This window comes from Leptolyngbya sp. ST-U4, assembly GCF_039962215.1.
GTDB lineage: Bacteria > Cyanobacteriota > Cyanobacteriia > Elainellales > Elainellaceae > Leptolyngbya_A.
Genome location: NZ_JAMPKZ010000037.1, coordinates 21,632 through 31,714, shown reverse-complemented (window position 1 = coordinate 31,714; position 10,083 = coordinate 21,632). Strand labels below are relative to the sequence as shown.

10 protein-coding genes and 1 pseudogene are annotated in these 10,083 nt (G+C 51.7%); 5 read left to right on the top strand and 6 right to left on the bottom strand.

What is annotated here, in order from left to right; genetic code table 11:
- The first annotated feature begins 140 nt into the window (after nt 1–140).
- The 3 genes from NDA02_RS25010 (at nt 141) to NDA02_RS25000 (ending at nt 1,402) form a co-directional block, all read left to right on the top strand.
- Nucleotides 141–473: a XisI protein gene (locus NDA02_RS25010; protein WP_190794752.1), complete on the top strand. Its 333-nt coding sequence runs from the start codon at nt 141–143 to the stop codon at nt 471–473.
- Between the two features lie 90 nt (nt 474–563).
- Nucleotides 564–860 carry a transposase gene (locus tag NDA02_RS25005; RefSeq protein ID WP_190794751.1) on the top strand — a complete coding sequence of 99 codons (297 nt, stop codon included), beginning with the start codon at nt 564–566 and terminating at the stop codon, nt 858–860.
- A 2-nt stretch (nt 861–862) separates the two neighbouring features.
- Nucleotides 863–1,402 carry a transposase gene (locus NDA02_RS25000; RefSeq protein WP_190794754.1) on the top strand — a complete coding sequence of 180 codons (540 nt, stop codon included), beginning with the start codon at nt 863–865 and terminating at the stop codon, nt 1,400–1,402.
- A 188-nt stretch (nt 1,403–1,590) separates the two neighbouring features.
- Here NDA02_RS25000 and NDA02_RS24995 read toward each other — a convergent pair whose 3' ends face one another.
- Nucleotides 1,591–2,190 carry a hypothetical protein gene (locus tag NDA02_RS24995; RefSeq protein WP_348256136.1) on the bottom strand — a complete coding sequence of 200 codons (600 nt, stop codon included), beginning with the start codon at nt 2,188–2,190 and terminating at the stop codon, nt 1,591–1,593.
- Nucleotides 2,191–2,476: 286 nt separating this feature from the next.
- Between NDA02_RS24995 and NDA02_RS24990 the strand changes: the two genes are divergently transcribed.
- Together NDA02_RS24990 and NDA02_RS24985 are read left to right on the top strand one after the other, a co-directional pair.
- Nucleotides 2,477–2,848, top strand: a complete 372-nt coding sequence (locus NDA02_RS24990; protein WP_348256135.1) for a hypothetical protein — start codon at nt 2,477–2,479, stop codon at nt 2,846–2,848.
- Between the two features lie 84 nt (nt 2,849–2,932).
- Nucleotides 2,933–3,536 (top strand): annotated as a pseudogene (locus NDA02_RS24985) (Uma2 family endonuclease).
- Between the two features lie 500 nt (nt 3,537–4,036).
- Here the strand turns inward: NDA02_RS24985 and NDA02_RS24980 are convergent.
- The 5 genes from NDA02_RS24980 to NDA02_RS24960 all read right to left on the bottom strand — a co-directional run bounded on the left by NDA02_RS24980 (nt 4,037) and on the right by NDA02_RS24960 (nt 10,059).
- Complete coding sequence (locus NDA02_RS24980) at nt 4,037–5,113, bottom strand: phosphoesterase (protein WP_348256134.1); 1,077 nt, start codon at nt 5,111–5,113, stop codon at nt 4,037–4,039.
- Between the two features lie 94 nt (nt 5,114–5,207).
- Nucleotides 5,208–6,185, bottom strand: coding sequence for an ABC transporter permease (locus NDA02_RS24975; protein ID WP_190791106.1), 978 nt, complete (start codon nt 6,183–6,185; stop codon nt 5,208–5,210).
- Nucleotide 6,186: 1 nt separating this feature from the next.
- On the bottom strand, nt 6,187–7,281 hold the full coding sequence (locus tag NDA02_RS24970; RefSeq protein WP_190791105.1) for an ABC transporter permease: 1,095 nt from the start codon (nt 7,279–7,281) through the stop codon (nt 6,187–6,189).
- 155 nt (nt 7,282–7,436) lie between these two features.
- Nucleotides 7,437–8,993 carry an ABC transporter ATP-binding protein gene (locus NDA02_RS24965; RefSeq protein WP_348256133.1) on the bottom strand — a complete coding sequence of 519 codons (1,557 nt, stop codon included), beginning with the start codon at nt 8,991–8,993 and terminating at the stop codon, nt 7,437–7,439.
- Between the two features lies 1 nt (nt 8,994).
- Nucleotides 8,995–10,059 carry a BMP family ABC transporter substrate-binding protein gene (locus NDA02_RS24960; RefSeq protein WP_348256132.1) on the bottom strand — a complete coding sequence of 355 codons (1,065 nt, stop codon included), beginning with the start codon at nt 10,057–10,059 and terminating at the stop codon, nt 8,995–8,997.
- Between the last annotated feature and the right edge of the window lie 24 nt (nt 10,060–10,083).

Sequence of the window (10,083 nt, the reverse complement as noted above, 5' to 3'; positions counted from 1 at the left end):
TCGCTCTACGAGTTTCTGGCGCAGGTCACGGGAATAGGGTTTCATGTCAGGCAGCTTCTAGATGGCACTTCCATTACTCTATCTTGTACCTCGCCAGCCTGGAAAAGGCTGTATGACATTGAACAGGAGGCGATCGTGCAATGGCAAATTTAGATCAGTACCGAGCCTTTATTCAAACCTTGCTAACAGAAAAAGCAAACCGTGGCAGCGACCAAGAAGTGGAAGCGCAGACGCTGTTTGATCAAACACAAGATCACTACCAACTTATCTATATTGGCTGGCATAACAAACGCCATGTTTTTGGACCTGTCCTTCATTTAGATATTAAAGACAACAAAATCTGGATTCAATGGAATGGCACAGAAGATGACATCGCAGCGGAACTGGTTGCCCTGGGCGTTCCCACTCAAGACATTGTTCTCGGTTTTCAACCACCCTTTATGCGTCAATTTACCGATTATGCCGCTGGTTAAATGATTTTCCTTGCCCTTGCCCTTGAAAACTTCAACTCCTATAGAACTCATTTGAGATCTTTGAGGATGATGGATTAAACTAAAGCAAAAATGGCATACTCCAGCAACCTGAGCGATGCAGAATGGAAAATTATTGAGCCACTCTTGCCGTCCAAGAAGCAGACTAGACCACCATTGTGGACTAAACGTCAAATTCTTGATGGCATCTTCTACCAGCTCAAGAATGGCTGTAACTGGTGTGACCTGCCGAGAGATCTGCCCCCTTACTCCACCGTGTTCTGGTACTACAAGCAGTGGCGGGAAACTGGAGCTCTCGACCAGATTCTCGAGGCACTTCATCAAAAAGTGCGGCAACAGGTTCAAAAAAACCGAAGTGGACAACCCTAATCATCATTGATTCTCAGGCAGTGAAGAACACTTGCAATGCGAGTGCTGCCTCCAAAGGGTTCTGTCATTACAAAGCAACTAATGGAATGGAACGACATCTAGCAGTGGATACCTTAGGGTTTCCCTTCTTTACCCACTGCACCAAAGCAAATGTGACAGATGACCAGGGATTGATTGAGATGCTCTCGAACAATATCGCTTATTTCAAAGCGAAACCTGTCAATATTCCCAAGATTACAATCCTCATAGACCACGGGTATCATCCAGACAAGATCAAGCAAGCGCTTAAAAACGTTTATCCCCAGATTATGACGAAGATTCGCTTTGAGCGTTCTCCCAAACCGTCGAAGGCGCAAAAGGAGGCTCAGGGTAAATCTGGCTTTGTCCGAGTAGCCACTCGATGGATTGTGGAACGGTCGAATGCTTGGGTGGAGCGGTGCAAGAGTTTAGTGAAGAACTTTGAGTGGACTTTAGACCATGCGAGGGCAAAGCTCAATCTTTGCTTTATCCGGCTCATGCTGAAGCGGTTAGCTACACCCTAAAAAGATATCAAATGAATTCTATAAACTTCTGCTCGTCACAACGGGAAATATCAAAAACGCAGACTTAGAAATTCTTTTCACTACAAATCTATCCCTCATCGTTAATTTGCTATCTCAGCACAATTACATTGAATTGAGTAGGGACTCTGTGATTGTCCATCAGTAGGAAACATAAAGTTTTAGCTCCATTAAGTTGGTGCTTTTATCCAATGCTCAATCCCTTTCCTTGTGGGTACTCCTCCATCGGTAAATACCCAAATAGCTTTCCTTTGTTTTGGGCTATAGCTGATGTGGATGGGTCGATCGCCCCCGTAGTAGTACAGCGAGTCAAACGGTAACTGCTGTTCCAGAATCCATTCCACAAGACGATTGCTCTCCAACTTCACAATCCGAAAATCGCAGGCAGCACCGAGGCAATCGCAGTAATACTTGCCATTTCGGTTCTTCTCATGGGCCATGTGCTGGTCACGACTCGGATCAACCCGTCCATTCTTAATCCCTGTCTCTGGGTCTTTCTGAGCCAGGAACCGCTTCAGATCCTTTGAGCAGAATCCGTAGGTTAACTGAAATTGCTCCATGCCAAAGTGAGTAATCGCGGGGTCAAGGATGTGTTGGCACAAAGCTTTTAGTGCTGGGATAGTCTCTTCTAAGTTCTCGGGGTACGGATCAATCTGATCGGCATACTTCTGGTAGGTTTGAGTGCAAGTGCAGAACTTTTCAAGATTGAGGTATTGTCCAAGTAGTTGAGAGAGTTGGAAATTCTCAACTCTATTCGGTTGCTCACTCATACCGTGCCAACCAAGCTGGTGGAAAAACGCGACGACTTAATGTTTCACACTCCACAGCAACCTTTTGCTCCTGAATTGTTTTTACAGTCCAGACTACCTTCAATTCATCAGATGAACGGCTATTGCCCTCACCTGTCAAAACAAGAAATCTTAAGTTTGGGTTATACCCTACCTGAGGAGCTTTGGGATGAGCTTTAGTACAATTGGGATTAAGCACAAATCTATTTAGCGTTCTATGACTCCAGCTACCAATATTTGTAGAAGGGCGATCGAACTGATTGAGCGGTTGCTGACCAATCGGTTCACTGCTTTGGTGCAATTATTGGAGTTTTTATCTGAACCTACGCAGCAAGCTGTAGCTAGTCTTGAAGAAGTGGCTTTGATTGACGTGCTCCAGCGTTGTCTTCCTACGGATGAGCAGCAGCAGTTGAACGAGTTGCGCAATCGCTGTGAGCAGGGCGAACTAGTTAAAGCTGAGCGTGAGGAATTGATTCAGTACGAGGACCAGCTAGAGCAGTGGAGAGTGGAATGCTTAGAAGCCCTTATCGAGTTAGCAAAGCTAGGAGGTATTGCTCTGCTGACCTTAAATCACCATTTTTTGAGAGTCTCAGCCCTTTATATGCCCTCTAAATGTAAGCGTGTACTGGGGAGGATCTAATGTCAGTGTTTGAGAAAGCGGCGGAAGCAATTGGGAACAAGGTACTTGATCTGTATTTGAAAGCTAAGCCCAATGGGGTGAATGATGACTTACACATCCTCTAAAATCCTCTCCTTTGAAGACTTTCTAAGACAGTATGGCGATGACCCACGATATGAACTAATCGATGGTGAACTGCGCGACATGGAACCAACCGGACCTCACGAATCCACTTCAGGAAAACTGGCTGGGAGGTTATTCGCTGAGATCTTGCGTTTGAACTTGAAATGGACAATTCCTAAAAACTGCTTGATTCGCCCACCTGAGACTGAAGCGACAGCCCTCCGTCCTGATGTAATTGTGCTGGATGAAGCTGAGTTGGCTAACAGAACCGCTTTGGGAGAAACAGCCTGTTTTAACAAGTGGTAAAGCGATTCGGTTAGTAGCGGAGGTAGTGAGTACTAACTGGCAGGATGATTATGCCCGTAAGGTGGAAGAATATGCACTGCTGGGCATCTCGGAGTATTGGATTGTAGATTTCCGGGGTTTAGGCGGAATTGCCTTTATCGGGAAACCAAAACAACCTACGTTTATTGTTTGCCAATTGGTAAATGGGGAATATGCTCAACAACGATATCAGATGGGAGAGGCGATCGCCTCCACTCTATTTCCTGGATTGAATTTAAGATTGGATGACATCATGCCCTAACCTTTACCTTTTTGCTCAATCCAAAGGTTAGTAACCATAGCAAAGTGGATAGAGCCCGGTTCCTGCTTTCCACTATCAGCCCAGATCACAACAGATAATGTACCCGGCTTCGCGCACCCTGAAGTTGGGCAAGCAGCAGTTCTACTCCAGAGAAGACTAGGAGAGTTGAAGGTTCAGTTGGCTGGAGATAGAGATGACAATGCCCTTTTTTTTCAGATCTCCTAAAGCTTTGTAAAGGTTACCATCGTTTAGCTCCCAGCGATCGCAGAAGGCAGCAACGTCGATCGCCGGACGAACTGCCAGGCAAAACAGCCAAACCTGCCCGTGAAAAGGGATGGCTTGCAGGTGCGAGAAATGGAGTCCTCTAAAGGAGAAACAAAAGCAACACAAACAAAGCTAGAATGCGCCCATCAGGATATTCAAGCTCTCGCTCAAGACTCCCAGCCTGAGCAATGACATCTTCCCTGAATCAGGCACGGGTTATCAAACTTCAAGTCGGCTCAAGACGCTTTTGCGAAAACCTGCTTTGAAAAGCCAAGCTGCTTCAGCAGTTCATTCCAGCGATCGACGGGCAAACTTCCCCCCGATGCCTGATCGTGACCGTGCCCAAATGAGCCTTCGCCGTCGCTAATGGGCTGGCTTTGCAGAAACTCGAGGACATTCTGGCTGTTCGAGCGCGCAGAGAAGTTAACTCGTCCCGGTAGATAGCCGTCGTTCGCGGCAATCACAATGTATTGGGGCAGTCGATCGCGCCAGCTTTGGGCAATCAGTGGGTGAATCTGGCAGGGCGAATGCAGCCGAATCAGGGCAACTTTTCCAGCAAAGGTGGGAGCAGCGCGGCGGGCTTGTTCGAGTTCTTGCTTCACTTCCGATCGCATTTGGCGCAGGGTTTCGACTTCGGGCGCGGTTGAGTTGACCAGTTCTTTCGGATTCATGTGATTCAGCAATGCCTGAGCCGCAATTTCAGGATGGTATTCGCCTGCTCGCCGCGAAGCATTAATCAGCGCAGTGGCTTCTTTGAGATACTTAGCAGTGTATTTTTTCTTGGCAGAAGTCAGCAGCTCGAACGGGGCACGATCGCCCAAATCGCTCACAGTTCCGATCGCTGCAATCCATTCGAGATCAGCAATATCCACGAGCGATCGACACAGCTCCCAAATCATTAAAGACGTATTGGGCACAGGTTCCCAGGTGTAGGCACTGATCAGCGTATCGCCTGCGGGCACGCCTGCGGGATGGTGGTGGTCAATAAAGCAGGTCGGCACACCCGGAATCACCGCCTGATCCTGACTGCCCAGATCCATCACAAACAGACGATCAGGGTTGGCTGCCTGTACTTTTTGCTGGTTTGCGGTCGTCCAGGCATTGCGTTCGCGATCGGGCACAACCCGCACCACAGACTCAAAGCCCATGCGTTCAAAGGCACGCTGCCACACGACTCCGGCGGTCAGTCCATCTGCATCTGAATCATGCAGCGTTACAAGGCGATCGGATTTCGAGCAGGACTGGATAAACTGCTGAAAAGCTTGCTGCGCGGCTTCGAGGGTCGGGGTGGTATTAGGCGTCGCGGTGAGCATAGAGGACGATTCGGGTGATGAGAGATACTTTCACCGTAACGACCTCTGGCGGAATCACGTCTTTCGATCGACGGAAATCGGGGGGATGGATTTTCTATTGATGGCTTTCGTAGGGTTGACCGCTTGCCGCAGGGGGAGTCGCTTTGCCGCCAAACCCAGCCAGAGCCACGATTGTCAGCAGATAGGGGATTGCCTGATACACCTGGGAGGGAATCAACGCCAGGGCGGAATCGGTTGCAGTGAGGCTAGCGGCTCGAATCTGGATTGCAGTTCCGAGTCCAAACAGCAAAGAGGCTCCCAGTGCGCCCACCGGATGCCAGCGACCAAAAATCATGGCGGCTAAAGCGATAAATCCGCGTCCGGCACTCATGCGAAGTGAAAAGGCTCCAACCTGCTCTAGCGTCAGCCATACTCCGGCAAGCCCGGCGATCGCCCCTCCAACGATCGTGCAAATATACCTGACCTGCGGGACATTAATCCCCACCGTATCCGCTGCGCGAGGATGTTCGCCCACTGCCCGCATCCGCAGACCCCACGGTGTGTAAAACAGGACGTAGTAAAGAACGCCCGTTAGCAGAAACATTGTGTAGACCAACGGCTGATGGTTGAATAGCAAATCACCGACGATCGGGAGCTGGCTCAGCAACGGAATCGGCAGCCGTGGAAAGGTTCCAGGAGAGGTGGGCGCACCGGTGGTCATCCAGCGTTGAAACACCCAGCCTGTGACGCCCCACGCCAGCAGGTTAATCACCGTGCCGCTAATGATCTGGTCTGCCTTGAAGCGAATTGAGGTGATGCCGTGCAGACCGCCCAGCAATGCCCCAGAGCCAATTCCAGCGATCGTTCCCAATAGCAAACTCACCAGAACTGCTGCACCGCCAAAAACGCTCTGAAGCGGCTGATACAGGTACATTGCCACTAACTGGGCCACCATTGCCCCGGTGAGCATCATGCCTTCGATCGCAATATTCACGACGCCCGCCCGTTCAGACATAATTCCGGCGAATGCGCCTAAAGCGATCGGCGTTGCGGTAATCAGTGCCAGCTTCAGAAATCCACTCAGGTCGTCCATCTTAGCCCCATCCTCGCGTCAGTCCACCTTCTTTTTCGATCTCGCTTTGCGGCAATCTCAGCCGATAGAGCCAGCGCACGATCGCCGGAGCTGCCACAAATAAGAGAATCACTGCCTGCACAATAAAAATCACTTCTCGCGCTACCGTGCCACCCGATCGCAGCTGCATCAGGTCGCTGCCATTTCGCAATGCGCCAAACAAAATCGCAGAAAGCACCACGCCGATCGGCTGATTCTGCCCTAACAGAGCCACCGGAATTGCATCAAAGCCGTAATCGCTGGAATACAGCACAGGCATCGCGCGATCAACTCCCAAAATCTGTACTGCGCCGCCCAGCCCTGCCAAGGCGCCCGATAAAGCAAGACTGAGAACCGTGAGTCGTCCCAGCTTCATGCCTGCATACTTTGCCGCCTCCGGGTTGCTGCCCACCGTACGAAGCTCATAGCCCAGCGTGGTTTTGCTCAGCAGATACCAGACGCCAAACGCAGTTAGCAGTGCCAGAAATAAACCGATATGGAGGCGATCGTAAAAGCGGGGCAGTTCTGCCGTTGCTAAAATTTCTGGAGTGCGGATGACTGCCGGATTGGGGTCTTTCAGCGGATTCTTGACCAGCCAATCCTGCAAGAAAAATGCAAGGTAGTTGAGCATGATCGTATTGATCACCTCATGGGAGCCAAACCGCGCCTTTAGAAATCCGGGAATTGCGCCCCACAATCCGCCTCCGACTATCCCGGCAATGAGTGCGGCGATCGGGTGAATCAGGGGTGGCAGGGGAATCGCGTATCCCACAAAAACCGCACAGGTCGCGCCAATCAAAAACTGTCCCGGTGCGCCGATGTTAAACACGCCCGTCCGAAAGCCCAGGGCAAGCGCAAGCCCGGTGAACATCAGCGGGATCGCCGCCACCAAGGTATTCGCGAAGGCAAATCGCTTAAACAAGGCTCCATCCAGTAATCCGCCATAGGCCGTCGCAATTTTCGCCCAGTTCCAGTCCAGCGCAAAGCCGATCACGGGAACGGTAATGACGATCGCGGTCAGGATGGCGAGGAGGGGAAGTCCGAATTGGCGGAGGTAGGGTTTGAGGGTAGAGGGCACGGGTGGGAAAGGGGTAGATGAGTGGGGAGATGAGGGTGTTTGAGGGGAGTGAGGAGTGCTGTATTGCCCCCTAAATCCCCCAACTTTGGGGGACTTTGAAACTTAGAATGATTGGCTCGGTTCCCTTGGGTTTATATGCTGAATCTTTTGCTTCGTCAGGAAAGGGTACTGCCGCCCATCAGTTGCCCCACTCGATCGCGAGAAGCCTGCTCGATCGACAAAGTTTCGATAATGCGTCCTTGAAACATCACCGCAACCCGATCGGAGAGGGCAAGCACTTCGTCCAATTCGGAGGAAATCAGCAGGACTGCCATTCCTTGAGATCGAGCTTCGATGATGCGGCAATGAATCAGCTCGATCGCGCCAATATCGACCCCACGGGTGGGCTGACAGGCGATCAGAAATTTGGCGTCGCGGGAGAGTTCCCTTGCCATAATCAGCTTCTGCTGGTTGCCGCCAGAGAGCGAGCCTGCGGGATAGTTGGGGTTGCCGGGGCGGATGTCGAATTCTTCGATCAAGCGGGTGGTTTGGCGGACGATCGCGCCTTCTCGGAGCTGCAATCCCTTGGCGAAAGGAGGTTTGTAGTAGGTGCAGAGGGCGATATTGTCTGCCAGGGAGTAGGATTTGACGATGCCGTTTTTGCCCCGGTCTTCGGGGACGTGCGCCAAGCCGCGATCGATCAGCGTCCGAGGGCTGGCAGTCGTGATCTCCTGACCGAGAAACGTGATCTGACCCGATGCTACCGGACGCAGACCTGCTAAGGCTTCCGAGAGTTCGGTTTGTCCGTTGCCCTGGACTCCGGCAATGCCAAGAATTTCTCCGGCGCGAATCGTGAAGCTGACCTCGTTCACGGCAATGTGCTGGCGGTTGCTTCGCAGTTTCCCGGAGGGGTAATCGTCTAAGACTCGCAAATCGCGCACAATGACGATCGGTTCCCCGGGCTGAACGGGGGGCTTGTTGACCTGCAAGATCACTTTGCGTCCGACCATCAGTTCGGCCAGCTCTGCCTCGGTTGCCGTTCTCGGATTAACCCTGCCTACCATCTGACCCTGGCGCATCACGGAGATTCGATCGGCGATTGCCAGAGCTTCTTTTAGCTTGTGGGTAATCATGACGATCGACAAGCCCTGCTGAGTCAGTTTTCGCAGCAGATCAAACAGCTCTGCGGTTTCAGCAGGAGTCAAGACGGCAGTGGGTTCGTCCAGAATTAGGATTCTCGCGCCGCGATAGAGTGCCTTGATAATCTCAATCTTTTGCTGAATTCCGACGGGAAGGTCGGCAACCTTGGCGTTGAGATCCAGATCGAGGCTGAGCTGAGCTGCCAGATCGCGAATCCGTCGCTCTGGTTTTCCCCGTTCCAGCCTGCCCAACTTGCCCAGCTTCAGCCCGCGAGTTTGCTCCACGCCCAGCACTACGTTTTCCAGCACTGTAAACACGGGAACCAGCATAAAGTGCTGATGCACCATGGCAATACCGTGATGAATTGCATCTCTGGGACTGGTAAGGACGATCGGTTTTCCATCCACCCAGATTTCGCCGCTATCAGGACGCTCTAAGCCGTAGAGCAAGTTCATCAGCGTGGTTTTGCCTGCGCCATTTTCGCCCAACAGCACATGAATTTCGCCCGATCGCGCCATAAAGTCGATTGCATCATTTGCCAGCACCCGACCGTATCGCTTGCTGATCCCTCGCGCTTCCAGAACGGCAGACACGCTATTTCGCTCCTGATAGCTGGGGATTGGCTTTCAGGGCTGCGGTTGCCTGAGTCACTTTCGTTTTACACTCCTGGGAAATTTTGCTGTCCCATTCATGGAAGGGAGCCAAGCCGACTCCACCTGTCTCGATCGTTGCTTGCTGAATTCCCGGCTGGATCTGACCCGCAGCAAATTCCTTCACGGCGTTTGCGGTTGCCAGATCAATATTTTTCACGGCACTGGTGATCAGCGCGTCTTTCACTTCTGGGTAAGAGAGATATTGGTCTACGTCTACGCCGATCGCCTTCTTGCCTGCCTCTTTCGCTGCGAGCAGTCCACCGTTGCCCGTGTTGCCGCCCACGCCAAAAATCACGTCCGCACCCTGGCTAATAAAGTTCTGCCCGACCGATTTTCCTGTCGCCGGGTCGCCAAAGTCAGGAATGTACTGGTTATAGGCAACAATATTGGGATTCACCGACTTCGCACCGCTCTGGAAGCCTTGCACAAACCGCACCACAGGCGGAATCTCCATCCCGGAAACCGTGGCAACTTTGCCCGTTTCGCTGACGCAGCCTGCCAATACGCCCGCCAGGTAGCCCGCCTGATCTTCGGCAAACATGAGACTGGTGACGTTTTTCAGGTCGCCCTGATAAGGGTCAGCTCCGCCATTTTCTGGGGCGTAGGCATAGTCGATGATCACAAACTTCACGTCGGGATACTTTCTTGCCATCGCCGCCGTCGCGTCGCCCATCTGGAAACCCACTGAAACGATTAGATTCGCGCCTTCAGAAATCTGGGTTTCGATGTTCTTTTCAAAATCGCTGTTGCTCGTTGGGCTAACGTAGGAAAATCCCATTCCGGCAGCCTCTGCACCTTCTCTGGCTCCCTTTAGCGTGTATTCGTTAAACGACTTGTCATTTTCGCCGCCCGTGCCTAAAACAACGCCAACCTTTTGCTGAGTGCCTGACTGACCTCCATTTGCTGTTGAGCCTGTATCCGTTCCAGACTGAGAACCGCAAGCAGTCGCAGTCACCGTCACAGCCGTTAGCGAAATTAGAAACCGGATCAATTGGCGGCGAAACATTCGTTTTTGCATAGATAAATGGAG

Excerpts from the sequence above, each read along its gene's own strand:
- NDA02_RS25010 (WP_190794752.1), top strand. The coding sequence starts at position 141 with ATGGCAAATTTAGATCAGTACCGAGCCTTTATTCAAACCTTGCTAACA.
- NDA02_RS25005 (WP_190794751.1), top strand. The coding sequence starts at position 564 with ATGGCATACTCCAGCAACCTGAGCGATGCAGAATGGAAAATTATTGAG.
- NDA02_RS24995 (WP_348256136.1), bottom strand. The coding sequence starts at position 2,190 with ATGAGTGAGCAACCGAATAGAGTTGAGAATTTCCAACTCTCTCAACTA.
- NDA02_RS24980 (WP_348256134.1), bottom strand. The coding sequence starts at position 5,113 with ATGCTCACCGCGACGCCTAATACCACCCCGACCCTCGAAGCCGCGCAG.
- NDA02_RS24975 (WP_190791106.1), bottom strand. The coding sequence starts at position 6,185 with ATGGACGACCTGAGTGGATTTCTGAAGCTGGCACTGATTACCGCAACG.
- NDA02_RS24960 (WP_348256132.1), bottom strand. The coding sequence starts at position 10,059 with ATGTTTCGCCGCCAATTGATCCGGTTTCTAATTTCGCTAACGGCTGTG.